This window comes from Granulicella arctica, assembly GCF_025685605.1.
Taxonomy (GTDB): domain Bacteria; phylum Acidobacteriota; class Terriglobia; order Terriglobales; family Acidobacteriaceae; genus Edaphobacter; species Edaphobacter arcticus.
Map to the genome: position 1 here is coordinate 144,620 of NZ_JAGTUT010000001.1, position 23,872 is coordinate 168,491.

The 23,872-nt window shown below is 56.0% G+C and carries 20 protein-coding genes, 1 tRNA gene and 1 pseudogene; 12 read left to right on the forward strand and 10 right to left on the reverse strand.

The window, feature by feature from the left end:
- Positions 1–10: 10 nt before the first annotated feature.
- Positions 11–3,535 carry a TonB-dependent receptor gene (locus tag OHL20_RS00585; RefSeq protein ID WP_263381277.1) on the reverse strand — a complete coding sequence of 1,175 codons (3,525 nt, stop codon included), beginning with the start codon at positions 3,533–3,535 and terminating at the stop codon, positions 11–13.
- A 325-nt stretch (positions 3,536–3,860) separates the two neighbouring features.
- On the opposite strand from OHL20_RS00585, the gene OHL20_RS00590 reads away from it, so the two are divergent.
- From OHL20_RS00590 to OHL20_RS00615, 6 genes are all read left to right on the forward strand, one after another.
- Positions 3,861–4,988, forward strand: coding sequence for a LacI family DNA-binding transcriptional regulator (locus tag OHL20_RS00590; protein WP_263381278.1), 1,128 nt, complete (start codon positions 3,861–3,863; stop codon positions 4,986–4,988).
- Between the two features lie 111 nt (positions 4,989–5,099).
- Complete coding sequence (locus OHL20_RS00595; protein WP_263381279.1) at positions 5,100–7,985, forward strand: glycoside hydrolase family 38 N-terminal domain-containing protein; 2,886 nt, start codon at positions 5,100–5,102, stop codon at positions 7,983–7,985.
- Complete coding sequence (locus OHL20_RS00600; protein WP_263381280.1) at positions 7,982–8,998, forward strand: L-rhamnose/proton symporter RhaT; 1,017 nt, start codon at positions 7,982–7,984, stop codon at positions 8,996–8,998. The genes OHL20_RS00595 and OHL20_RS00600 overlap by 4 nt, the downstream gene beginning before the upstream one ends.
- A gap of 2 nt (positions 8,999–9,000) precedes the next feature.
- Positions 9,001–9,954 (forward strand): ROK family protein, encoded by a 954-nt coding sequence (locus tag OHL20_RS00605; RefSeq protein ID WP_263381281.1) that lies wholly within the window; start codon positions 9,001–9,003, stop codon positions 9,952–9,954.
- Complete coding sequence (locus tag OHL20_RS00610) at positions 9,951–11,705, forward strand: class I mannose-6-phosphate isomerase (protein WP_263381282.1); 1,755 nt, start codon at positions 9,951–9,953, stop codon at positions 11,703–11,705. The genes OHL20_RS00605 and OHL20_RS00610 overlap by 4 nt, the downstream gene beginning before the upstream one ends.
- A 323-nt stretch (positions 11,706–12,028) precedes the next feature.
- A tRNA-Asn gene (locus OHL20_RS00615) sits at positions 12,029–12,103 on the forward strand.
- Between the two features lie 223 nt (positions 12,104–12,326).
- Here OHL20_RS00615 and OHL20_RS00620 read toward each other — a convergent pair.
- Both OHL20_RS00620 and OHL20_RS25110 read right to left on the reverse strand, forming a co-directional pair.
- The gene (locus OHL20_RS00620; protein ID WP_263381283.1) at positions 12,327–12,788 is read right to left on the reverse strand and encodes a hypothetical protein; all 462 of its coding nucleotides are present in this window, start codon (positions 12,786–12,788) and stop codon (positions 12,327–12,329) included.
- A gap of 3 nt (positions 12,789–12,791) precedes the next feature.
- A pseudogene (locus tag OHL20_RS25110) lies at positions 12,792–12,971 on the reverse strand (TetR/AcrR family transcriptional regulator); the annotation flags it as partial.
- A 62-nt stretch (positions 12,972–13,033) separates the two neighbouring features.
- Between OHL20_RS25110 and OHL20_RS00625 the strand changes: the two are divergent.
- Positions 13,034–14,200 (forward strand): FAD-dependent monooxygenase, encoded by a 1,167-nt coding sequence (locus tag OHL20_RS00625; RefSeq protein WP_263381284.1) that lies wholly within the window; start codon positions 13,034–13,036, stop codon positions 14,198–14,200.
- 154 nt (positions 14,201–14,354) lie between these two features.
- On the opposite strand, the gene OHL20_RS00630 is transcribed toward OHL20_RS00625, so the two are convergent.
- Together OHL20_RS00630 and OHL20_RS00635 are read right to left on the reverse strand one after the other, a co-directional pair.
- Positions 14,355–14,555 carry an amidohydrolase gene (locus OHL20_RS00630; protein WP_263381285.1) on the reverse strand — a complete coding sequence of 67 codons (201 nt, stop codon included), beginning with the start codon at positions 14,553–14,555 and terminating at the stop codon, positions 14,355–14,357.
- Between the two features lie 292 nt (positions 14,556–14,847).
- Entirely contained in the window at positions 14,848–15,849 is a 1,002-nt protein-coding gene (locus OHL20_RS00635; protein ID WP_263381286.1) for a substrate-binding domain-containing protein, read from the reverse strand.
- A gap of 170 nt (positions 15,850–16,019) precedes the next feature.
- Here OHL20_RS00635 and OHL20_RS00640 point away from each other — a divergent pair, with 170 nt between their 5' ends.
- Positions 16,020–16,499 carry a MarR family winged helix-turn-helix transcriptional regulator gene (locus OHL20_RS00640; protein WP_263381287.1) on the forward strand — a complete coding sequence of 160 codons (480 nt, stop codon included), beginning with the start codon at positions 16,020–16,022 and terminating at the stop codon, positions 16,497–16,499.
- A gap of 226 nt (positions 16,500–16,725) precedes the next feature.
- On the opposite strand, the gene OHL20_RS00645 is transcribed toward OHL20_RS00640, so the two are convergent.
- Positions 16,726–17,361: a TetR/AcrR family transcriptional regulator gene (locus tag OHL20_RS00645; protein ID WP_263381288.1), complete on the reverse strand. Its 636-nt coding sequence runs from the start codon at positions 17,359–17,361 to the stop codon at positions 16,726–16,728.
- Positions 17,362–17,513: 152 nt separating this feature from the next.
- Between OHL20_RS00645 and OHL20_RS00650 the strand changes: the two genes are divergently transcribed.
- The 3 genes from OHL20_RS00650 (at position 17,514) to OHL20_RS00660 (ending at position 18,791) form a co-directional block, all read left to right on the forward strand.
- The gene (locus tag OHL20_RS00650; RefSeq protein WP_263381289.1) at positions 17,514–17,939 is read left to right on the forward strand and encodes a DUF6640 family protein; all 426 of its coding nucleotides are present in this window, start codon (positions 17,514–17,516) and stop codon (positions 17,937–17,939) included.
- A 62-nt stretch (positions 17,940–18,001) separates the two neighbouring features.
- Entirely contained in the window at positions 18,002–18,400 is a 399-nt protein-coding gene (locus tag OHL20_RS00655) for a DoxX family protein (RefSeq protein WP_263381290.1), read from the forward strand.
- Between the two features lie 61 nt (positions 18,401–18,461).
- On the forward strand, positions 18,462–18,791 hold the full coding sequence (locus OHL20_RS00660) for an amidohydrolase family protein (protein WP_263381291.1): 330 nt from the start codon (positions 18,462–18,464) through the stop codon (positions 18,789–18,791).
- Between the two features lie 438 nt (positions 18,792–19,229).
- Here the strand turns inward: OHL20_RS00660 and OHL20_RS00665 are convergent, their stop codons facing one another.
- On the reverse strand, positions 19,230–19,586 hold the full coding sequence (locus OHL20_RS00665) for a hypothetical protein (RefSeq protein ID WP_263381292.1): 357 nt from the start codon (positions 19,584–19,586) through the stop codon (positions 19,230–19,232).
- A 123-nt stretch (positions 19,587–19,709) separates the two neighbouring features.
- Between OHL20_RS00665 and OHL20_RS00670 the strand changes: the two genes are divergently transcribed.
- Positions 19,710–20,642, forward strand: a complete 933-nt coding sequence (locus tag OHL20_RS00670) for an AraC family transcriptional regulator (RefSeq protein WP_263381293.1) — start codon at positions 19,710–19,712, stop codon at positions 20,640–20,642.
- Positions 20,643–20,842: 200 nt separating this feature from the next.
- Here the strand turns inward: OHL20_RS00670 and OHL20_RS00675 are convergent, their stop codons facing one another.
- From OHL20_RS00675 to OHL20_RS00685, 3 genes are read right to left on the reverse strand one after another with little or no spacing between them, the layout of a single operon-like run.
- Positions 20,843–21,538, reverse strand: coding sequence for a DUF4386 domain-containing protein (locus OHL20_RS00675; protein WP_263381294.1), 696 nt, complete (start codon positions 21,536–21,538; stop codon positions 20,843–20,845).
- Positions 21,535–22,161 carry a DUF4386 domain-containing protein gene (locus OHL20_RS00680; RefSeq protein WP_263381295.1) on the reverse strand — a complete coding sequence of 209 codons (627 nt, stop codon included), beginning with the start codon at positions 22,159–22,161 and terminating at the stop codon, positions 21,535–21,537. Before OHL20_RS00680 ends, OHL20_RS00675 begins: the two co-directional genes overlap by 4 nt.
- 27 nt (positions 22,162–22,188) lie before the next feature.
- Positions 22,189–22,914 (reverse strand): DUF4386 domain-containing protein, encoded by a 726-nt coding sequence (locus OHL20_RS00685; RefSeq protein WP_263381296.1) that lies wholly within the window; start codon positions 22,912–22,914, stop codon positions 22,189–22,191.
- Positions 22,915–23,872: the final 958 nt, after the last annotated feature.

Here is a 23,872-nt window from a genome sequence, read left to right on the forward strand (position 1 = left end):
ATGGAACAGCCTAGAAGGTGAGACGACCGCTGATCTGACCCTGACGCGGATTGTTCTGTTGACCGGAAGGAACCAAGCCGTAGTTCGACGTGTTGTCGATGTTCGAGTTTGGATTCTCAAAGTAGGTGCGGTTGAGGATATTGAAGTAGTCCATCTGGAGAACGAAGGTGACCTTCTCTCCGAGAGCGAACTTCTTGCGAGCATTGACATCTTCGTCGTAGATGCCGGGGTTGCGCAATTCGCTGTAGTTGCGAACCGCGTTACCAAGCGTGTACGACTGGCTGGTGCTGGCAAATGCGCCGGTGGAAAAGACAGTCTGTGCGCTCTGGCCATTGACGAAGACCAGGTTGCCGTAGCCCTTGGTGGAGCGAGCCGTACCTGATACTTCGTTTGGACGATTGAAGCAACCTGCGCAGCCGAGTGGGTTGTCGTTCTCAGAGATACCAAACGGCGTTCCTGTCTGGTAGGACAGAATGAAGCCGATCTGGAGGCCACCAATGATCTGCCCGGCAACTCCCTTGTTGTTGACAAACTTCTTCCCTGGGCCGAGCGGGAGTTCGTAGGTTCCAGCAAGCTTTGTGTTGTTGCGGATGTCGTTGCCGGCAACCGTCCACTCAGCCTTCTGGTTGTACTTGTTCTCTGGCAGCGCAGCGAAGGTTGTGAAACCACTGTCGACGTTCGACATGCTCTTCGACAGGGTGTACGAGGTGAGGAACGAAAGACCGTTCGAGAAGCGCTTCTCAAGGCTGGCCTGGAGACCGCTGTAGCTAGCCGCTCCGCTCAGATCGAAGTTGTTATAGACATTCGAGTATTGCGGGAAGGGTGAGAGGGTGTGAGCGACAGTGGCCGAACCGCCAAGATCATTGTTGTAGTTGGCGTAAGGAGCACTGACCCCTGCAGCGATCGCGGTCGGCGAACCTACCAGCGACTTCAGCACGGTGCCACCCAAAGCCAGGATGGACGGGTTAGGCTGGCTGAGCGGATTGAGTTGCCCGTTCAGGTGAACCGCCTTGTTTCCAAGATAGGCAACCTGCAGAAAGGTGTTCCATGGCAACTGGTGCTGAACGTTGATGTTCCACTGCTGCACATAGGGAGCAAGTCCGCTCTGCTTCGGATCGAAGGCGCGGATCGTTGTACCGAGACCAAGAGCCGGGCTCAGCACACCATTTGCCGGCGCGGGAATAGGATGATTGTCCCACTCGCCATACGACGGTGTATTGGTACCGGTGCTGTTGCTGTTGAATGACCCCTGGAGCAGGTTGCCGTAGCTGGTAGCAACCTTGCTGGTTCCATACTCGTACGCGCCACCATTCAGGAATGCAAGGCTGTAGCCGGCCTGAATGACCGTCTTGTCGCTGACGGCATATGCAAAGCCGAAACGAGGACCAAAGTGCTTGTAGTGGATATCCGCGTGAGTGATACCGGCGCATGCTGGGCAGCTACCGAACTGGGTAGCCACACCTGGCAGATTTCCTGCCGCTGCGTTCAGGCCAGTCTGGTTGAGGAAGACAATCTGGTTCTTATCCTCGGTGAAGGGCCGCATGATGTCCCAGCGAAGACCGACGTTCACCGTCAACTTCGGCGTGACCTTGATGTCGTCCTGGATGTACGGCGAGATCGACAGATTGCGCAGCTTCAGTTCGTTCGCGAAGATGCGGTCTGCGCTATCAACTTGGCCAAGGAGGAAGCTGGCGAATGAACTTCCGGTGGAAGCAAAGGCGTCTGAGCCGTCTGGGTTCTTGACTTTGCCAACAGGTGAAGCCGTTGTGGCATGGCTGAAGTTGATCTGTGCCGAGCAAGCCTGGCACTCGTTGTCATCCTGGTAGGTGCGTCGGAATTCGCCGCCGATGTTGATCGTGTGACGGCCCTTCGACCAAAGCCAGTTGTTTACGATCGCAACGCCCAACTTGCGGTTGATCGACTGGACCCATCCGCTTGAGGTGCCATAGTTTGTCGGCTGATACTGACCATCAAATGTAATGTTCGGAAACACATCACTGATCGGGCTGGCAACAACACCAGCAAAAGGGTTGTTACGTTTTACGTTGAACTGGTTGCCGATTTCGCCGATCCAACCGAAACCTGCAGTCGCCACCAGCTTGGGGGTAACCGCATTGGTGTAGTTGAGCAGGAAAACAGAACCGAGAGCAGGGTTGTTCTTCACACTCTGGAGAATGTTTGTAATCGGCACAATCGGGTCATTGTCGAAACCCTGTGAGACATACGAATTGCGCCACTGAGTGTAGTGGATCGACTGCGTAGGTGTGATGTTGTGATCCACAACGAAGCCGAACACATGCGCGACTTCTGGAAACGCATTCGGTACCGCGGTCTTATTGCTTGAGAGACCAGGACGATCCGGGTCCGGAATTGAGGGAAGAATGGAGGTAGACAGCGTGCTGAAGCGAGACGCGGGAATCTTATTATTCGGGAACGGATTGCCCGTCAGGGGATCGTAGATGGGAATCAACTTACCGCTGGCATCGACGAAGTCAGAGAAATCACCGGTCTTCTCAAGTGCGGTCGGAACACTACCAATGTTGTTGTTCGACGTCGCAGTCTTTCCATAATCAAGTGAGAAGTGGAAGAACGTACGGTTCTTACCGTTGTAGATACCGGGGATGATCACTGGACCGGCAATGGTAAAGCCGTAGTTGTTCTCTCGGCTGACAGGGGTGGTTGAGTTGAAGTAACCCTTGGCATCGAAGAACTCATTGCGGTTGATGTAGAAAGCATCGCCATGAAAAGCGTTGGTCCCGGATGCCATCTGGTACGTCGTAGCGCCCTGTGCCAAGCCATATTGCGCGGAGAAGGTCGAACGCTCAACGCGGAACTGGTTGACCAACTCAAACGGAGGATTGATGCCCGTCTGGTAGCCCTCGGTCTCTGCCTGGGGGGCAGGAATACCGTTGAAGACAATCTCGTTTTGGAAGTCGACGCCACCGTTAATACGGTGAGAGAAGGTGCTTCCCTGTACGCCCGGTGCGAGGAAGATGAAGCTGTCGATCTGACGTCCGCGACCACCGCTCACCTGGGTCGGAAGCGCGCTTACGACCTCTGGTTCAATCGTCGTTCCAAGCTCCGGCTGGGTCGTGTTCAGAGCGATCAGCGGCGAGGTCACCTCGATCGTCGTGTCGGAACCGCCAGCGGCAAGTGTGATGTCGATCGTCGCGTCTGTACTGACTTCAACGTTGACCTGATCGCGTACAGCCTTGCTGAACCCGGCGGAGACCACCGTAATGGTGTAGCGGCCAGGCAGAAGACCACGCGTGGCGTAAGTTCCAGCGGAGCTGGTAACGGTGGTGGCGGTCTGTCCGGTGCTGATGTTCTTAACGCTGACGCTCGCCCCGGGAATGATCGAGCCGCTCGAGTCTGTGACCGTGCCGGTGACTCCGCTCGACGCCTGCCCGAAGGAGGGCAGAGCCGCAACAAAAAGAAGACAAAATGCGAAAAGAACACCGTAAATCGTGTGCCTGCATCCTGCGGTCAAGGTCGTTTTCACACCTGGGCGGGTGCGGGTAATAGGTTGTTGCATGACGTGCCTCCAAAGAAATAAATAAACCGATCTCTACGGATCGTTCCGTGTTTTCAGTGACGATAATTGGAAACGATTCCAGCGGGACCTAATGTAATTGTCCCCACTAACGAATGTCAACCTAAAGTTGCAGATGCCCATGCAACCTTGTTGTCAGAAGACCGATATCGTCAGAAATAAACATAAATTTGGAGGTTTCACCAACGAATCTTCAACTTTGCGCTCGGAGTCATGCGTTTCTAACATAGCCCCATTCGTTGTGCGTCAGCGTGTAAAGGCTAGCTGCGCTCAGCCTGTAGGAGGGTTCGCGTCTATCATCCATTCCATGGGCTTGAAGACAGGAGTGACGCTCGGCGATATCGCATCGAAACTCGGGCTCTCCATCTCTACGGTCAGCCGAGCATTACAGGATCACTCTGGCCTGAGCGCCGAGACGAAGGCTCGTGTTCTTGCCGCGTCCGCGGACCTCGGCTACCGCCCAAATCTGGCAGCCCGCTCCCTCGTCTCGGGTAGGACCCTGCGAATTGCGGTCAATACGCCGCAGGAGATCCTCTCGGTCTACGATCTCGTACGGAAGGGTATCCGTGATGAGGCTGAACCCTTCCTGGCGATGGGCGTGGAGCTGGTCGACTTTACGTTTCCGCGTCTGGGCGAAGGAGAGGCAGAGGCCTTCGAAGGGGCTCTCGATGCCGGTGTGGATGGAGTCATTCTCGTTCCTGGTGCGCCCGCGTCCCTGAAAAACAGCTTTGCGCGGGCCGCCAGCATGAAGGTACCAGTCGTTTGTCTCCTGACCGACGCCCCAAGCGAACAGAAGCTCTCCACCGTCTGCGTCAACGCTGTCTCCTGCGGAGCGCTGGCAGGGGAACTCATGAGCAGATTGCTTCCCGCCCACGGCTCGCTTGCGGTCACCACGGGAGACCTGAAGGTGACCGACCATCAAGAGAAGTTCAGCTCCTTCGAGCGTTGCGTTCAGCGCAACCGAGCCGACACGCTGCTCTACGACCCGATTGAGAACCATGAATCGGAGAGTGAGGCTTACGAGAGGACTTTGGCGTTCCTCAACCAACACCGGGATCTAGGTGGGCTTTACATCAGTACCGGAAACGGTGCTCCAGCGTTGCGCGCAGTCGAAGACGCTGGATTGCTCGGGAAGCTCACTATCTTCAGCACGAACCTCTTTCGGGAGGTCGTCCCACAGATCCGTCTTGGCACAGTCGCGGGAACCTTTTACGAGCGTCCTTACAGTCATGGACGCATTGCCTTCAGCCTTCTTTATAAGTACCTTTCAACCGGCATCGTCCCGCCACCCAGGGTTTCGTTGGAGCCATTTCTGATCATGCGCGGAAATCTGGATTGCTTTGTACATCAGCAAAATCATCCGGAGGCAAACGAGACGGATCGCGGCTCCATCGAAAGCATCCTGCTCGGCGAGACGCTTGCCAGCATGCAGTAAGGTATTTTCGATCCGATTGCGGGGAACTTGACGATCACTGCTCAAAGAGCGTAAACATTATCCTGTTTATGCAAACGTTTGCGAAGCCCGGCAAGTTTGCGAAGGAGATGTGTGAGACGCCGAGACCTACTCAAGAATCTGACGATGGCTGCAGGGGGCGCATTTTGCTCGAATGGTGCCTGGCAATCGGCGAACGCTGCCGTAGTGCCAGAGACCAAAGCGGCGCTCGCAACCCCCATACGCGGCCTCGCGCGCCGGAATGGCAGGTCCGTGCAGCCCATAGAGCTTGTGTTTGAGCACTCCGGAGCGAACGCAACTGCTGTGATCAACGTGGATGGCGTGGAGCTGGAGCGACGCCCGGTACAGAGCGGAAGCAATCGCTTCGACATCTTCGTCGCAGCGGTCACCGCCAATCGGCAGTCTGTCGTCACCCTCGACATAGGCGGCAAGGTCCAGACGGACACGGTTGAACTGAAACCCGTCCGGAAGATGCAGGTATACCTCCTGCCGCACTCTCATCACGACCTCGGCTACACCGATCTGCAGGCGGATGTCGAAGAGAAGCAGATGCAGAACATCACGCGCGGCATCGCGCTGGCCCGCAAGACCGCCGACTACCCGGAGGGCTCGCGCTTCGTATGGAACCTCGAGGTACTGTGGGGCGCCGACCTCTACATGAAGCGGCGTTCCCCAAAAGAAAAGGCAGAGCTGATCGAAGCGGTACGCAAGGGATGGATCGGCCTGAACGGCTCTTACGCCAACGAACTGACAGGCCTCTGCCGTCCCGAAGAACTTGCACAGCTCTTCCGCTACGGAACAGAGTTGGGCGCAGAGTGCGGAACCAAGGTCAACTCCGCCATGATGAGCGACGTACCCGGCTTCTCCTGGGGAACCACCACGGCGATGGCCCAGGCCGGCATCCGCTACTTCTCCGCCGCGCCGAACTACTTCGACCGCATCGGCACCTTCATGGTCACATGGCAGGACAAGCCCTTCTGGTGGGTCTCCCCCTCGGGCAAAGATAAGGTCCTCGTATGGGTTCCATGGACCGGCTATGCCATGTCGCACGTCATGAAGCTTGGAACAGATTGGGTCGGCAGCTATCAGCAGCGCATGGACGATGTGAACTATCCCTACGACATCTCCTGCGCCCGCTGGTCAGGCCACGGAGACAACGCCGAACCCGACCCGGAGCTAAGCGAGTTCGTAAAATCCTGGAACGAAAAGTATGAGTGGCCGCACTTCGTCATCGCCTCCACAACCACCGCCTTTGCCGCCTTCGAGGAGCGCTATGGCAATCAGCTCCCCCAATACAAGGGCGACCTGACCCCGTATTGGGAGGACGGTGCCGGTTCATCCGCGCTCGAGACCAGCATGAGTCGTGTCGCCGCCGACCGCCTCACACAAGCAGCCGCACTCACCGCGATGACCTCCCCCGCAGCCTACGTTCCAGCGACCTACAACGATGCCTGGCGGGACGTGCTGCTCTACTCCGAACACACCTGGGGCGCATGGTGCAGCGTCTCCGACTCCGAGAATCCGTTCACCACGAAGCAGTGGGACTACAAGCGCGCATTCGCCGTGCAGGCCGAGAAGAAGTCACTTGAGCTCTTGAGGCTAGCGCTTCCCCCGACACCATCGACCGCCTCAATCGACATCCACAACGCGACATCGTGGAATCGATCTGAAGTAGTCCTCCTCTCCAAAGAGCAATCGTCCCTGGGCGATCACGTCGCCGACCATACCGGCCATCCAATTCCCTCGCAGCGACTGTCGACCGGAGAGCTAGCCATTCTGGTAGCCGACGTACCCGCCTTCGGCTCATCCCGCTACACCCTCTCCGCAAAGAAACCCCACACCGCAGAGTCTGCCGTAACGATCCACGACAACACCCTCCAAAACAAACTCCTCCGCGCCAGGATCGACCCCAAAACCGGCAACATCATTGACCTCCACCTGCACGGCAGTTCGCAAAACCTCATCGACCGCAGCAACAACAGCGCCGCCAACGAATACCTCTTCCTCGCCGGTAAGGACCTCGCCAACATCGAGCGCAGCGCCACCCCCACCATCACCATCGAAGATCACGGCCCTCTCGTCGCCACCCTGCGCATCGAGTCCGCCGCCCCCGGTTGCAACAAGCTCACCCGGCGCGTTCGCCTCGCGGCAGGCTCCAGCCACCTCGAACTCAGCAACATCGTCGACAAGAAGCGTGCCGCGCTCAACCCGCACCCGGGCAAGGGTGATCAGGGCAGCGAGTTTGCCCAGCATGGCTCCAAGGAGAGCGTTCAATTCGCCTTCCCCTTCTCCGTTCCCGACGGCAAGATGACGATGGACATCGCCCTCGCGGACATGCGGCCTGAGCTTGACCAGCTTCCCGGCTCCTGCAAGAACTGGCTCCCCGTCGGCCGCTGGGTCGACGTCTCGAGCCCAACCCAGGGCGTCACCTGGGCCACCCTCGATGCGCCGTTGGTCGAGATCGGCGGCATCACTGCAACCATGCTCGGCTCGCAGAAAGACCCGAGCATCTGGCGCAAGCACATCGAGCCAACCCAGAGCTTCTACTCCTGGGTCATGAACAATCACTGGGGCACCAACTATCGCGCCTACCAGGAAGGTCCGGTCGAGTTCCGCTACGCCCTTTGTCCGCACGGTGAGTGGAGCGCCGATGCCTCCAGCCGCTTCGCCATTGGCCTCTCGCAGCCGCTGATCGCAGCACCATCATCCAACGAAGCTCTCGCAAAGCCCTCGCTGTTGAAGGTAGAACCCGCAGACATCCTCGTCCTTGCGCTCAAACCAAGCAACGACGGCAAAGCATGGATCGTCCGCCTCTTCGGTGCATCCGGCGAATCACGACGAGCCAAACTCACCTGGTCCTCCCCTGCCATCGGCAAAACATGGGAGAGCAATCTAGCCGAGGAGCCGCTCCACCCCCTCGAAGGCGATATCCCCATAGCCGGTTGGGAGCTAACCACCCTCCGCGTCGAGCGGGCATGAGCAGCCTCGCCACAGGAGGCTTGCTCATCCTCCTAGCCGCAGTGATGAACGCAAGCTTCACCCTCCCCATGAAGCGCATGCCCCACTGGCAGTGGGAGAACATCTGGCTCGTCTGGTCGGGCACGGCCCTCATCGCCCTTCCCTTCCTCGCAGCTATATATACAGTCCCGCATTTATTCGCTGGATACAAAACCGTCGACCCCGCAACCCTCCTTCGCGTCGTCCTCTTCGGTGCAGCATGGGGAGTAGCCCAGGTCCTCTTCGGCCTCAGCGTCTCCGCCATCGGCATAGCCCTAACCTTCTCACTCGTCCTCGGCATCTCTGCCGCGGTCGGCACCGTCGTCCCCTTCGTTCGGCTGCACCCCGACCTCCTGCTCACCCGCATCGGCCTCTACGTCTGGTGCGGCGTTGCCGTCGTCTCGCTCGGCATGGTCCTCTGCGCCATCGCAGGCAGGCTGCGCGAGAAGGAGGCGGGCCAACTCGTAGCTGGTTCAACAACACCATCATTCGCCCGAGGACTCCTGCTCGCCTGCATCAGCGGCCTCTGTGCGAGCTTCATGAATCTCGGCATCTCCTTCGCCAGCCCGTTGATCGCCATGGCCGCGGCGCACGGCAGCCAACCCTACTGGCAGTTGAACGCCGTCTGGTTGCCACTCCTCATCGGCGGCGCAGTCCCCAATATTCTTTACTGCATCTTCCTGCTCCAACGCCGCAGCACTGCTCGCAAATTTGCAGAGACCAGCACCTCCTCCTACTGGCTTCTATGCGTCCTCATGGCGATCCTCTGGTTCGGAAGTTCCTTACTCTTCGGCATGGCGAACTTCTATCTCGGCAGCCTCGGCCCCGTCCTTGGATGGCCCATCTTCATGTCTCTGATCGTCATCCTCGCAAGCCTTCTCGGATGGGTCACCGGTGAGTGGCGCACCACGAGCGCGCGTCCCTTCCGCTTCCAGATCGCAGGCATCACCCTGTTGACCCTGGCAGTCTTCCTCTTCGCACGAGCAGGCAGCTAGCCATGACCAAAGCCATCGCCATCGACCTCGGCGGCACGCATGCGTCTATAGCAATCGTCGCCAACGACACGCTGCTCGCGACCACCCACATCGAGATCAAGGCCACCCACGGTCTAGCCTCCCTCCTGCCCCAACTTCAGACTGCCGTCACCGATCTACTAGCCTCCTGTTCCACGCGAACTACGGACTGCATCGGCCTCTCACTCAGTCTTCCAAGCCTCGTAGACTTTCGTCGCGGCAAGATCGTCTCCTGCAACGACAAGTATCCCGACGCCACCGAACTCGATCTGCAGGCATGGTCCCGCACCACCTTCGATCTCCTACTCGCCGTAGAAAACGACGCCCGTGCCGCCCTCATCGGCGAGCATTACTGCGGAGCCGCCCAAGGCATCGCCGACGTCCTCATGCTCACCTTCGGCACCGGCATCGGGTCCGCCCTGCTCGTCGGCGGCAAGCCCTTCCGCACACGTCAGGCGCAGGGTGGCAACCTCGGCGGCCACATCCCCGTTTCCCTCCACGGCAGGCCCTGCACCTGCGGAGCCATCGGCTGCATGGAGGCCGAAGCCTCCTCGTGGGCGCTGCCCCTCATCATCCGCGACTGGCCCGGCATCGAGGCCAGTTCCCTCTTCGATCATCCTCACCTCAACTTCGAACTCCTCTTCGACTTGGCGAGCGAGGGTGACACGATCGCGCAGAGCATCGCCGCACACTGCATCCATGTCTGGTCCGTCGGCACCGTAGGCCTCATCCATGCCTACGGGCCCGAGCTTGTAATCTTCGGAGGAGGCGTCATGAAAAGCGCCACCCAGATCCTTCCCCCACTCAGGCAGTACGTGCATCAACACGCCTGGGCACCCTCCGGTCCAGTAACTCTTTCCCCGGCATCGCTAGGCAACGATGCAGCCCTGTATGCGGCAGTCCCACTCCTGCAAGAGTTCCTCAAAGGAAACGCGTGACGTCAAACTACGATAAGCATCCCTACTTCGACTCCGGTCTCAGCTCGAACGAATGTGCCTCTTGCTGGAATGAGGTAACATCGCGCCTCACACTCCAACAGACTGCTGGGCGCTACATCCTCTGCATCGAGTGCTATCCCGGCGCCTTCGAAGATGAGATCGAGCGCGAGATCGTCAGTCGCCTGAAACCGGCAATCGTCATCCGGGCCAGCGAAGCATACAGAAGCCCCGCAGCACTACAGGCCCTCTTCGCACGCGATCTCACCACCGACCCGGTCTTCGGCAGGATGAGCGGTGCCGTCATCGCCGACTTCTTCGACGAGGCTCTGTTCCAGTCCCATCAAGCCCTCATCGCCCAAAGCGAAGGCGTCATACTCGTCATCGGCACAGGTGCAACACTCCTCGCACCCAACCGCGACTGCTTCATCTACGCAGACATGGCACGATGGGAGTTACAACTAAGACAGCGCAAGAATCTGATCGGCAACCTCGGCTTGGGCAACTTAAGCGACCGCGCAGGCGACAAGTACAAACGAGCCTTCTTCCTCGACTGGCGAGCCGCCGACCGTCTCAAACTGCAGCTTCTACCGCGCGCAGACTGGGTCCTCGACACCAACTCTCCAGATCAGCCCGCCATGATCTCAGGCATTACCTTCCGTGCCACACTCGCTCGTGCCGTCCACTCCCCACTACGCCTGGTTCCCTTCTTCGACCCCGGCCCATGGGGCGGCCAGTGGATGAAAGAAAAATTCGACCTGCCCCCCGAAGCCCCGAACTACGCATGGTGCTTCGACTGCGTCCCCGAGGAGAACAGCCTGATCCTCAGCTTCGGCGACCGCCGCTTTCAACTCCCCGCAATCGACCTCGTTTTCTTCCAGCCCGACGCCCTCATGGGTCCTGCCGTCCACGCTCGCTTCGGCCTCGACTTCCCCATTCGCTTCGACCTGCTCGACACCATGGGCGGAGGCAATCTCTCCTTCCAGGTGCATCCGCTCACGGAGTACATCCAATCGAACTTCGGCATGGCCTACACCCAGGATGAGAGCTACTATCTCCTCGATGCCGGCGACGATGCAGTCGTTTATCTAGGCTTGCGACCCAACATCGACCCGATCCAGATGGCCTCAGACCTCGCACACGCGCAAGACACCGGAACCTCGTTTCCGGTGGATCAATACGCCAACAGGATCGAAGCAAAGAAGCACGACCATTTCCTCATTCCCGCAGGCACCCCCCACTGCTCCGGCGCGAATAGCATGGTCCTCGAGATCAGCGCCACCCCCTACATCTTCACCTTCAAGCTCTTCGACTGGGAGCGCCTCGGCCTCGACGGCCGCCCCCGGCCAGTCCACCTCGATCACGGCCTCAAGAATATCCAGTGGGATCGAGACGAAGCGTACGTGCACTGCGAACTCGTCAACGTCATCGAACCGATAACGTCCGGCCCGGGTTGGCAGGAGGAGCGCACCGGCCTGCACGAGCGCGAGTTCATCGAGACGCGCCGCCACTGGTTTACGGAGCCCGCAGAGCACGACACCTGGGGAAACGTAAATGTCCTCAACCTGGTCGAGGGTTCCGAAGCTGTGGTCGAAAGTCCTTCTAATGCATTTCAGCCATTCACAGTCCATTACGCAGAAACCTTCATCATCCCCGCCGCAGTGGGCCGTTACACTATTCGCCCGGTTCACCCCAACGAACGCTGTGCAACCCTCAAAGCCTTCGTGAGAATTGGCGTATCGTCGCAGCGCTGAGACAAAGTCCAACAACTTGACAATCCTCGATCTCCCAGAGGGTAGCCTTGCGAACGCCCAGCCCTGACCGCCTGGACTCGAGAGCGATAGGTCCAGACCTAAGTGGCCTGTTTTGTTAGACCTTGGACTTCAGAAAAATAAAATAAGTCAACGCACTTAGATCTATTCGGAATATTTGTAGCCGAAACAGGTCCAAACCTCAGCGCTCACAGTCTTCGCCTCGCCCTCCAAAACCTCAGGCAATCCAGCACACTTTGACCCTGCCCCCAACCTTTGCTATAAAGGATGAGGAGCACATGCGCGCCAGCGCAATCCACAAACACTCCTGAGTAGCTCAATGGCAGAGCATTCGGCTGTTAACCGAAGGGTTGTAGGTTCGAGTCCTACCTCAGGAGCCATAAACACTGTAAGAAACTAAAGTTACAGAGACGACCCAAGAGGTGGTCTTCTTCGTTCTGGTCCAATGCCTGTTGGGCTGTGCGGTGCCCAAAAAACAACTCCTGCGATGCTCGACAGAGGCCGCTTCTCTATCAGAGTTCAGGAGAAGACACTCGCATCGAAACCACTCTTTGCTTCCTCAAGCCAACGTAGTGATGCTGGCCCGTGCTCAGTCCCATGTCTTCATGAATAGGGGGAGCCTTCCACGGCGGCGTTCAAACCTCGGGTGCCCTGGTCAACAATTGCGAGAAAGGCCTTATTCGCCTTCTTGATATCCCGGCTCTGATGGAAGACTCGATGTGCTTCGAGGAAGGCTACCTCCCAAGTGGCCACGAGCAGCGTAGCCGCCAGGTTGGCGGCAGGATCGGGTTGCCGACGATCTGCAGCTTTCGCCAACGCGATAGTTAGCATACCCGTCAGTTCGTCGCGTATGGCTCTGGCGCGAGCCTTGAGCGCTTCGCTGGATCGGATTGTCTCCATGAATCGTTCGCTCCCGCCTTCGAAGAAGCAGATGTAAGGGCGCTGTTCGGCAATAGCCCAGTGGGCGAACAGGCGCAAGGCTTCGATGGGAGAAGTTTCAGCGTCTCTTTTCTGCAACGCCGCGAGCAAATCTTCGCGGCCTTCCTCGTCGAGATCGAAGAACATGTCTTCTTTGCGGGAAAAGTGATTGAAGACTGTCATCCTCGCTACGTCCGCCGCATCGGCGATCTGGTCTACGGTCACTTGATCAAATCCGCGCTCGACGAAAAGACGTGAAGCAACATCCGAAATCCTCTGCCGCGTGGCGAGGCGCTTACGAGTGCGGCGATCTGGAGGCGTTGTCACCATCGTTTGGTGTTCTTATTGTACAAGGTATATAAATAGACTCAGTCTAAAAACAAGAGGTGATCATGATGGAAATTAACACCGCACTAGAAACTGACATCACCGGAGAAAACGAACGTCGGCATTTGAGTGTCCTCGTGTCTGGAGCAAGTTTCGCTGGGCTTGCTACAGCTTTTTGGATGAATCGACTCGGGTATAAGGTGACGGTCGTCGAGATTGCAAAAGGCCTGAAGATGGGAGGAACGCCTGTCGATATCAAGGAAGTTACGGTGGACGTCGTGAAGCGCATGGGGCTACTGGAGCGAATTCAACGCAGTAGTCTGAAGGCGAAGACGGTAGATTTCCTGGATATCGAAGGACAGTGCATCGCGAGGATGACAGCTCAGGCCAGCGATGCGCAAGAATCGAATCCAGAATATGAAATTGAAAGAGACACCCTTCTCCAAATGATGTTTGACGAGGTGAACGCTGATGTCGAGTTCCTTTTCAATGACAGTATCGCGCGTGTCGATGAATCCGCACACGAGGTCGCCATTACCTTCAAGAGCGGAAAACAACAATCCTTCTCTCTCTTGTTTGGCTGCGATGGCAATCACTCCAGCGTCAGACGGATGTGCTTCGGTGAAGAGTCTGCCTACTCCTATTTTCTTCAGAACTACTCTTCAATTAGCATCGTCAACAAACTTCTGATCGAAGAAGACACAGCACAGATGTACAACGTCCCGGGCAAGGTCGTAATGCTGAATGCCTATAACAACAAGACGGATATCATCTTCTGCTTCCACTCTGAAAAGGAAATTCCATACAGTTATCGCGATGAGGACGAACAGAGACGCATCATCCTCCAGCACTTCAGCGGCGAAGGCTGGCGCACACGCGAGCTGCTGGAGGAAGTGAGCCGCTGTAGAGGGTTCTACTTCGACAAGATGTGCCAGATCCGGATGCCCTCCTGGACCAAAGGACGAGTTGCCCTGGTAGGCGATGCTGGTTATTGCGCTTCACCTGCAGCGGGGATGGGAGGGTCGCTGGCGATTGTCGGAGCAACCGCGCTGGCTGACGCGTTCCAGAAATATCCTGAGGATTTTGAGGAGGCCTTTCAGGAGTACAACGACAGCTTGCGTCCCTTCGTTGAAGACGTTCAGGCGAATGCTGTCAACTTTGGGCTGAAAATGTTTGTGCCGAGTACGGAAGAGGCGCTTCGGGAGAGAAATGTAAACTTCGGCAAAAATTGATCCAAGGCGTGCCAGAAGCAATCGGTTGTGCCAATCCGCTTGCTTAGCTTCAGCGACGGATCTGGTCGCGTAGCAACTGCCAGTTTGTCGAAGCAATTTTTGCGCGGTCTATATCATCAAGCTGCGCAGCTTCCAAGAATTTACGAGCGGCGCCTTACAGCGCCTGCCCGAACGGACAATCTGTCGCAAACAGAATGCGACCGGGACCGAGAACCTCCAGCGCCCATTGCAGATATCGCTGGCTGAAGATGCCGCTGGCCGTTACGTAGACGTTCTGCTGGACGTACCCAGAGATTTTGCGAGGCAGCTTTGCGGCGCTACTCAACATGTCGATGCGGTCGAGATAGAACAGCACCACCTCGCCCCAATGACCTCTAATGATTTACAGATCGGGAAATCGATCGAAGACACCAGCAAGAACCAACCGGATGATCTGGATGCCCGTCTCAAAATGCCATCCGATGCCCGCGTGAGCAAAGAGTGACTCCCTGTCATCTCAGAAGCTTTGAGCGCAAGATCACGCCAGCGAGGATCGACATTCTTCCATGCATCCATGATCTCGGATATCGCGAAGTGCTCCTCAAGTCCGATGATCTTCATCGATTACCTCCTCCTAAGATTTCATTCGCGGATAGGTATGGAACAGCTTAGGTTGTCAGGAACTCTGGTAGAAAGATGTCCTCGATTTTGAAGAGGCGATCTGTGATCCCTTGTTCATGGTGATAGCGGAGCACCGCGTCGATGGACTTCCGGTTTGCCTCGATACCGTACGGCCACCAGTCCTCGCCCAGGACAGCCAAATCCTCTTCGACCAACTGACTGAACCACGGGAACATCGTTCCCATGCTGTTGAAGATCAACCCATGCTTGTACTTCTCTTGGGCGGTCTTCTTTGCATCGCAAAAACCTTTGTAGATGAACTGCGACAGCTCAGGGTGCTTCGCCAACAGGTCGCGGCGGACCACCACCGTGTGCATGATCGGGAAGATGCCAGTGTGCTTGTAGTAGTCGCTCTCCACCTCCCTGAAGTTGGGAAACAGCCTGCCGACCTTTGGCGAATGTTCGAGCATGCATTTAGGCACATCTGCCGAGATCAGTGCATCGATCTCGCCTGCTTCCAGCATTGCGCCCAATTCTTTGCCTTTCGCAATATCAGTGACCTGAACGTTGGCGGAATGAGTGTGTGGAACGAAGTCGATGGGCTTGAGCGGCCAGTCCAAACCGCCGATGACCCATTTGCAGGTCTCTGGCTTGAACCCGAACTCGTGCATCAACATGCCCTTAGGCATGATGCCGGCATCGTGGCCATACAGCGCAAGTTCACCAATCGTCTTGCCGTTTAAGTCTTGAGGCGTCTCAATACCACTGGCTTTATTGATGAAGATGGCAGAGTGCCGAAAAGCACGATTCGGAAAGACGGGAATCGCAACGAAAGGTGATTCTCCGTTCTTGAACGTGCGCAGAAAGTAAGTGAATCCAAGCTCCGAGACATCAAAAGAGCCGTCGGCAATCATGCCTCGGAAGATCTCTGTGACGATCGGCGCGCTGTGAAACTTCCCATCAACGCCATCGATCTTGACTGTGCCATCAACCAACGGGCGGGTCCGATCGTAATCCCAAAATGCAATGTCGAGCTTGGTGTCTGCCATCTGTTGTGCCTCCTTTAGGCTGCTGTTCATCTATCGTTCCGCAGGCTAGGGCATTCCCCCTGTCTTCGGCCACGGTAAATAAGATAAACATGTTTATTAAAAGGATGCATGAAAATGATATTTCGCTCTAACATAAAGGAGTGAAAGACGATGCGAAAGCTATCCGGAAGATGTTCAAAGAGGTATCTCTTGGTGCGCCTGAGAATGCCGTTGGATTCGTCCTGTGGCGAATCGGTGCGCGCTATCAACGCGAAGTTGACCGCGGTCTTACTCTCATCAACCTCACTAATCTGCAGTTCATCACACTAGCTCTGGTTGCGTGGTTCGGTCGTGAAGACCAGCCCGTCACTCAGGTCGAACTGGCCCGTTCCGCGGGCATACATCCTATGCAAGTTTCTCAGACACTGAAAGCTTTAGAGGCGAAGAAGATGGTGTTTAGGAAGACAAGCAAGTCGGATACACGCGCAAAGCGAGTGGAAGTCACGAGCAGCGGATTGCAAGCCCTACAGGAGGCGTTTCCGAAGGTGATCGAGGTACAAAACCGCCTCTTTGGCAAAGCTGGACTGCCTGGCGGAATCCTACTCAGAGAACTTCTTCGAATCGACGAGTCGCTGGACAAGACAGTTTGCGAAGAAGAAAGCCGTCACTGATCAGAAGCTCGCTTGTATCACTTACGGATTACTGACGACTCAACCTCGCAAGAAAATAATTTTTGTGTCGACGGAGACAGGCATTGAGCGCACAACAGCAATTGACACTGGTCGTAACGCAAGGCTGAAGCCCTCGGTCGGCTTACATCATCTCTACGAAGGCGAAGTACAAAGTCGTCTGATGGGTTCACACTCGCCAAAGTCAAAACACATTCCTAAGAGATCGTTACGCCTTCCCGTAGATCTTCAGAAAGGCATCCACGGCTGATGTCGCCCTTGCGTCGAGGAGCTTTTGAGATCGAGGGACGGCAATTCCGAGCATAGCTCGGTGTATCAAGTCGCCTATTAGGAGACCAGCGAATTGTTGCGCGGCCAAGAGAGCGTCCCCCGCAACGAGAGTGCCACTGCTCATCTGCTTCTTGAGGTGCGCGGCAAGATTCACAATGCCGCGATCCGGACCTCGTTCCGTCAAGTATTGAGCAGCCTTTGGAAATTGAAGGGCCTGCGTGTACACCAGGCGCATGAGAGCGACATGTTCATCGCTCAGAAGTACGCCAAGAAGCTCTGTGGCGATTTGTGAGAGCAATGGTCGAATGGATTGGCCATTCTGGAACAGCACGGTCACCTTGTCCGCAATCTTCGATGTTCGATAGTCGATGACCGCCAAGAACAGATCTTCCTTGCTCGGGAACCGTGAGTACAAAGCTCGTTTGGAGGAGTGCGAACGAGCTGCTATCACGGCAGTGCTGGCTGCTTCGTAGCCCAGCTCTAAGAACACCTCTGAAGCTACATCCAGTAGTCGCGTGTGAAGCAGCCGTTCTACTTCTTCCTTCGGGAGTCCGGTCGATTTTGGTCTCGGCATATATCCATTCAACGATAGGTGCGACGTGCACCCTTTTTCAGAAACTCTCATCCAATGATACGGTACCAACTAGTACCGTTATTGCTGGTTGGTACAAACGGTGCTGCCAGGCTTCCCTTAGAGCACTATAAATTTTCTCAGGAGCTGCACTCATGCGCTTACCACTCATCAGTCGTGTCGTTTTTTATTTCGTCAGTGTCTACCTCGTGGTTGGTGCTCACGTAGCCGACTACAGCCGGACCCATCTTCTTGATCCCCGATGGCCGCCACATGCAAAGTTTCACGACGGTCAGACCCTAATGTTCTCAATTTTCCTCGGCGCTCTGACGATTTATTTCGCAAGCGTTAGGACACAGGATAAAGCTTTGACCTTGACTGCCACGACCTCGTTTGCCGCACTCTATTGGGTGACCCAGGCATTGGCCATTGTGTACCCAGGCACGGCATTTATGGATCCAGAGTTCGACGGTCCTAGCGCGTATCTATTGGGGATCCCGGCTCAAGTCGTCGTCGACGTACTTGCCTTAAGCCTTATTGCCTTTGCCACAATCTATGCTGCACGCAAACAATCAAGTTAGATCGATCCTCGACTGGAAACGGCTGGAGCAGCTTCAGCGCTGCGAAAGGAGCACACATGAACATGTCAAAGCGAACTAAGGTTCTCTATTGGGTGATTACCCTTATTGTCCTCTTGCCAACGGCACTTTCGGGCCTTCCGGAACTATTCACGAATGGTCCTCAGAGTACGGTAGATGCGTATCAAACGCTCGGCTACCCTCTTTACCTGATGAAGATTCTTGGAGCAGCAAAGCTCGCCGGAGCCGTTGTCCTTCTCCTAGAGCGCTCACAACGACTCGGGGAGTGGGCCTACGCCGGATTCACCATTCTATTTCTTGGAGCAACAGCGTCCCACTTGTTCGTGGGTGACTTGGCCCATGCTCCGATACCGTTCGCATTTTTCCTTCTGCTCCTCGCATCCTATGCACTTCACAACAAACTACGCACCCAACTTTCGGAATCGGTCGCTGTAGAACAATAAGCCGATCGAATTGAATCCATCCAGCATTTCCAAAGCGCGGGCAATCGATAAGGAGACAACAATGATAAAGCCGATCGCGATTGAAGAGCATTTCCTAACTACGGAAATCCGGGCGGCCAGGGCAACATCTGTAATCGGACAAGAGGGCACAGGCGGGCTCGATCGTAGGGAGATCGACGAGCGAGTCAACGACCTGGGAGAGCAGCGACTAGCGTTGAAGGATAAGAGCGGTGTCGACATCCACGTGCTGTCCGTGACCACGCCAGCGCTGCACAACCTTGAGCCGGAGGAGAGCGTGGCTCTGCCCCGGCGTACCAACGATCTCTTCGCCGTTATGATAGCGAAGTACTCCACACGCTTTTCAGGATTTGCGAGCTCGAGCGAGGAGTGACCCGACTCGGTCTGATGGGGTCCGTGCTCTGTGGCCGGACAGGTGACAAGAACCTCGATCACTCAAACTTCTTCCCAATATTCGAGACCGCCGAGAGACTTGTTGTTCCGCTTTTTATTCAACCGCAGGTACCGCAATGCGCGGTGAGGGATGTCTACTACTCGGGCTTTGGCGATCCAATTGATACTGCCCTCGCGGCCCTCGGACTCGGGTGATGCCATATTGTTTGGTCCGGTTCCCCGGTTAAGCCGTAGTTTCGGACGGCACTCAAACGCGCTTCTCAGCCAACTTACTGACGACAAGCCAATTTCTCGTTTGTGATCGAGACAAGGCTTCAGATACAAGGCATCCACTGATTCTCGATACCTTTGTCGCACCGCAAAGGAGAACGAGCCGGCCAGAGCCAGGCTCGTTCGCTGTTACTCAGCGCTGCCATTCTTAGAGCTTCCAGAACCCACCCAGGTAGGTAAGGCGTTCCTCGTCATTGAAGCAGGCATAGCTATGTGCTGTCAGAAACTCAGAACCATCCTTGTTGAACATCGTCCACTCCGAGAGCAGTTGGCCATGCTGTTCCAGCAGCCGATTGCTTCGAAAGTAGGCGCCCGGGAACTGTGTTTGAAACTCCCCGATGTTTGTCAGTAGATTCTGGAGGCCTTGTCCCTTGGTGCTTGGATTGGTGAAGACGACATCCTCGGCCACGCTCGCGCGAATCAGACGCTGCCGCTCGGCGAGAGAGATATCGGCCCAGGCGTCCTGATAATTTTTCCAAAGTTGCTGCATGTTTTCTTCTGTCATTGCAATCTCCTGGTACTTCCCTGTTGAGTGTGGGAAACCACTCACTTAGGCGACGATAGGCTGCTGCAGGCCAAACGTCGATAATGAGGAAGCCAGATTGCTTTATCAATAGTCCAATTCAACATGGATCCTTTTCTTGACCTCATTCAGCTGTTGCGGCCGCAGGCCGCCCTTTGGTCTCGCATTGATGCGGGAGGCCGCTGGGGCGTTTCGTTCCGCCAGAGAGATGACGTGCTCTTCTGCTGGGTGCAAAGTGGGGAGTGTCACCTTGTGAGTCCGGCGATGCAACCGCTCCGGCTGAGTACGGACGATTTCGCGCTGGTGCGAACATCCACACCATTCGTGCTGGCTTCTGACCTGGCTGTGGAACCCGAGGATAGCGAAAATATTGTGGCGGCCACGGGAAACACAGCCATGAAGCTGGGTGATGATACGAATTTTCCTGTGATTCTCCGTGGAGGGCGGTTTGTTTTCGATAGCGCTAATCAGGAGTTGCTGCTTGGGCTGCTGCCGCAGGTGGTGCATATCGCTTCGAGCGATCCGACCTCGAGACAGTTGCGTGCTCTGCTCTCGATGAACGAAGTGGAGTCCAGATTGCCGGGGCTGGGCAGTGAGTTCGTTACAGCGCGTCTCATGGAACTGATCTTTGTAGAGATTTTACGCAGCGAGGCACTGCGACTGAACCCCATGCAGACGGGGTTGCTTGCAGGCATGGCTGACCCGGTGGTGGGCCTTGCGCTGAGGGCCATGCACGCCAAGGTAGCGCAGCCCTGGACCGTAGCCTCGCTGGCGCGATACTGCGGTATATCGCGCTCCGGTTTCAGCCAACGCTTCAATCAGGTGGTAGGTATTTCACCAATCGAGTACCTGCAGCGGTGGCGCATCGCGCTTGCCAAGGACCGACTTCTTCGGACTACCCGCAGCGTGGGCGAGATCGCACTATCCATTGGGTTTCAGTCGGCTAGCGCATTCAGCACCGCATTCACTCGCGCCGCTGGCTGCTCGCCTAAACGCTTCGCCGAAGAGGCCCTGAGGGCCGGGCTGGCCGCAAAGTAGCTAGAGCGTCTGGGACAACGAAATACTTCGTCTTGATAAATGTGCTTTTCGTCAGCGATAGATTAATGACGAAAAGCCGACTTATCGCGACTAGAAGTTCGCATCAGCGGTCCTGTGGTTACTTCCTTCACTTACTTGTAAGGTCGTTGTGGAATCTCCGCCACGCCCGTCCTAACGGTTGTAGCGCGGCGGCACTGGCCTCAAATATCGCTTTTTCCGCTGGCTACGGGAGCGCATACGCATGGAGTGCCCCTCATGATGAGCCAAATCCCCAAGGGAATTTCATATAGGAGGATGGGCATCCAGAGCATGTCAACAACGGATCCCGGAATGATCATGGCAATGTGAAGGGGAACGCAGATCAACTGCGCCCCGATCGTCACCACTCCAATCCAACCAAGCCACCGAGGGATCAACCTTCCACGCAGGAACAGATAGGCGAACATAAAGCCGCCAACAACAAAGCAGAATTGACTGAACCCGTCGTCGGGTCGGTGCAGGTTTTCGTTGGCAAGCAATAGAACGCTTGATGCATTTGCAAACGCCACAGAAGGATCCGTTGCGAGCCGCATCAGTTCAAGCTTGCTAAGTAGCGGCAGAAAGCCAAGTAAACCTTCCCCAAGCCGGAAGAACATGGCTAGCAAGGCGATGGTGGGATTTACGCTACTCACCAGCCTATACAAGGTAACGGCGAGTACCACTGCACAGACAATTTGTAAGAGGTCTAGCAGGACGGTGACGCGCGCTTGCGAGATCGTGCGTGAGAGATTCGCTAGCGCTTGCGAATCACTTTCCCCCGCAGTCGCTCTCCCGTAGAGGATAGAGCTCGCCATGGTGAAGACGACATAGCTGAGATAAGCGCAGCCGGCAAGCCTAGAGTCAAAACGGTGCGTCATCGTATATCCCTTCTACGCTCCTGAAAGATCCCTAGGGGCAGCGTTTCCCGTGCGACATCATCCTGCTGCTTCCATCTAACGTTATTGACACCCATGATGAGGAGCCAAAGGGTCAGAGATGCTTCACCGACAACAGCAGGCACCACGATCCACGGGATAAATAAGCGACCTCCTAGCCTAGGCCACAGGAAAATGAGGTAAGCGGCACCGGCCGAAACCATCAACACACCCAGTACACGTGGCAAAAATGTTGATTTAAAAATTAGACATCCGATCAGGATGCAACTCATCCCGAAAGGCACCAGAGCCATACCATAAGCGGCATCGAACGCCGCCGCAGAGTGATTGTGCTGAACCCATTCCGTCACACCGAAATAATTGAGCGAATTTACGGCCATCACGAGGACAAAGATGAGTCTGAACAGCGCCGCCAGGAGAGATACCGTTTTACTTACCGGTCTGAGTAGGTCATAAAGAAGGATAGCAACGCCCAGGTCGCAGGCCAGGTTGATCACCATCCTAACAGGGGTTGCGCCTGCAGCACCGCTGGGCGCCGAGAGGAAGACCATCAGGTATATGAGTCCAGCGATTCTCGCCTTGACATGCGGATGAATTTCTTGCACAGCATCACTCCTGCCCTTGGCTCATGCTTATCGCTTGTGTTCAGAGGTTGCAAGTGCCGGCTGCGTTGCATCCCATTGCGCGCGATCGATTCCCTTGATTAGCATCCAGAGCGACATGGAAATCAAACTAAAGAACATAGGAATGATTATGAATGGAGAGTCGTGCCGCGGCGCGGCCACAATGAAGAAGTTTTTGGCGATGAAGCTGGCCCCGCCGAGTATGACAATCGCGCCTAGCGCGCGCGGCAGATAGCCAGACCGCATAATCAAATACCCGCGGACCGCCGCCGCGACGCCATAGAACATCGCGAAAATGCCAAATCCGTATCCGTAGACTGTGAGGCAAAGATAGGTGAGCGTCGCTTGGGCCTCCGGAGATATCACTCGGGCAACATCGGTATCCACCGCCGGTAGAGCGGCGGCGAAGTAAAGCATCTCTCCTGCGGCAAAACTGGCCGTTCCCATCAGACCGAAGCACACCGCAAGTAAAGCCAAGTTGCGGTTGATGGGTCGAAGCAAAGCATAAAGCAGCACATTGAGAGTGATGTCGCAGGCAGCTTCGGTAAGGTACGCCGCGAAACTGGTCCGAAACAATCCCACGGAACTCGCCATTTTGTGGGCGGTCCCGGCCAAGTCGTTAGCGAGGAGAAGCGTATCTGGCACGTGTGACTCGCCCCATCCGCCAGCCACGATCGTAATCAGATAAAGAACCCCGATCCATCGCGCGTACTGCTGTGCTGTGCGTGCATTCATCGCGTCCCTCAAGGTGTCTTATACGCTCCCCTTGGCAGACAGTTCCGTGAATCAACGCGAATACTCCGCAATCCGCAAGGCTGGACCCGTGTCTAAGAACTTAGCGCGAGATCGCTGCGGCTCCGCACACCGAACGGATGACGGCTGGCCAGCGGCACTGATCGCTTACGATAAAGGCTCTTGTCTTCATTAATACAGGATCAGACCTTTGGCGGCTTCTGAATCGTGTCTCTGAGCCGACTCTGAAGGTCAGAAGCGTGGATCTCAAGCTAATGACCATTAGGGTCCAAGAAGTAAAATGACCTTCCGTGACTATGGTTCTCCCGCCAGGAAACCACCTCGGCGACCTGTAGCAGTTCGCGTATGTCATCGAACTTTGTGGATCGAATTGCGAACGCGACGTGAGTGAACTCAGGCAGGGGACCCAGAGAGAGTTTCAGGGTCGCGTGTGATGCACATCCAGTCAGTTCCAGACAAGAAGTATGCTCCTTTACACCAACGCGCGACAGGCATCAGCCCAAGCATCCCCGTATTAAGCAGAAAGTGTTCAAGCTGCGCTATGACTTAGCAAAGCAGCCAGTTCCGAATGTAGGGTGCGGTAATGCTGATTTTCTCGCGTCATCAAGCCGTGGAGGGAAGCCGATGCCCTCAGCGCCCACGTCAATCTATACGGATTCTGGAACGAAACTGCTTTTCTCGCCAGGAGCGGCGATCTCGGCATGGTGTTGAGACTTGCGTGCATTGGCTATGAAAACCTCGACAACGAGGAACAGAAATACGCGGTGAAGCACCTCGAATCGGCCCTGAAAGCTTTCACGTCTATCAGTATTCTTCAAAACGAATCGTCCCGAGATCCCATTGGCCACCTACGATAACGAACTGATCGACGAAGCCATAGACCAGCGGCGGCAATACTTCGAGTCAAAGCGAGAGGACTATTTGAGGGTGGAAGTTTCTA

Bases quoted from the DNA above. Each gene is read 5' to 3' on its own strand.
- OHL20_RS00585 (WP_263381277.1), bottom strand. From the start codon at position 3,535: ATGCAACAACCTATTACCCGCACCCGCCCAGGTGTGAAAACGACCTTG.
- OHL20_RS00645 (WP_263381288.1), bottom strand. From the start codon at position 17,361: ATGCCGAGACCAAAATCGACCGGACTCCCGAAGGAAGAAGTAGAACGG.
- OHL20_RS00665 (WP_263381292.1), bottom strand. From the start codon at position 19,586: ATGACAGAAGAAAACATGCAGCAACTTTGGAAAAATTATCAGGACGCC.
- OHL20_RS00625 (WP_263381284.1), top strand. From the start codon at position 13,034: ATGATGGAAATTAACACCGCACTAGAAACTGACATCACCGGAGAAAAC.
- OHL20_RS00620 (WP_263381283.1), bottom strand. From the start codon at position 12,788: ATGTTCTTCGATCTCGACGAGGAAGGCCGCGAAGATTTGCTCGCGGCG.
- OHL20_RS00635 (WP_263381286.1), bottom strand. From the start codon at position 15,849: ATGGCAGACACCAAGCTCGACATTGCATTTTGGGATTACGATCGGACC.
- OHL20_RS00590 (WP_263381278.1), top strand. From the start codon at position 3,861: ATGGGCTTGAAGACAGGAGTGACGCTCGGCGATATCGCATCGAAACTC.
- OHL20_RS00655 (WP_263381290.1), top strand. From the start codon at position 18,002: ATGTCAAAGCGAACTAAGGTTCTCTATTGGGTGATTACCCTTATTGTC.
- OHL20_RS00675 (WP_263381294.1), bottom strand. From the start codon at position 21,538: ATGACGCACCGTTTTGACTCTAGGCTTGCCGGCTGCGCTTATCTCAGC.
- OHL20_RS00685 (WP_263381296.1), bottom strand. From the start codon at position 22,914: ATGAATGCACGCACAGCACAGCAGTACGCGCGATGGATCGGGGTTCTT.
- OHL20_RS00600 (WP_263381280.1), top strand. From the start codon at position 7,982: ATGAGCAGCCTCGCCACAGGAGGCTTGCTCATCCTCCTAGCCGCAGTG.
- OHL20_RS00670 (WP_263381293.1), top strand. From the start codon at position 19,710: ATGGATCCTTTTCTTGACCTCATTCAGCTGTTGCGGCCGCAGGCCGCC.
- OHL20_RS00605 (WP_263381281.1), top strand. From the start codon at position 9,001: ATGACCAAAGCCATCGCCATCGACCTCGGCGGCACGCATGCGTCTATA.
- OHL20_RS00660 (WP_263381291.1), top strand. From the start codon at position 18,462: ATGATAAAGCCGATCGCGATTGAAGAGCATTTCCTAACTACGGAAATC.
- OHL20_RS00650 (WP_263381289.1), top strand. From the start codon at position 17,514: ATGCGCTTACCACTCATCAGTCGTGTCGTTTTTTATTTCGTCAGTGTC.
- OHL20_RS00640 (WP_263381287.1), top strand. From the start codon at position 16,020: ATGTTCAAAGAGGTATCTCTTGGTGCGCCTGAGAATGCCGTTGGATTC.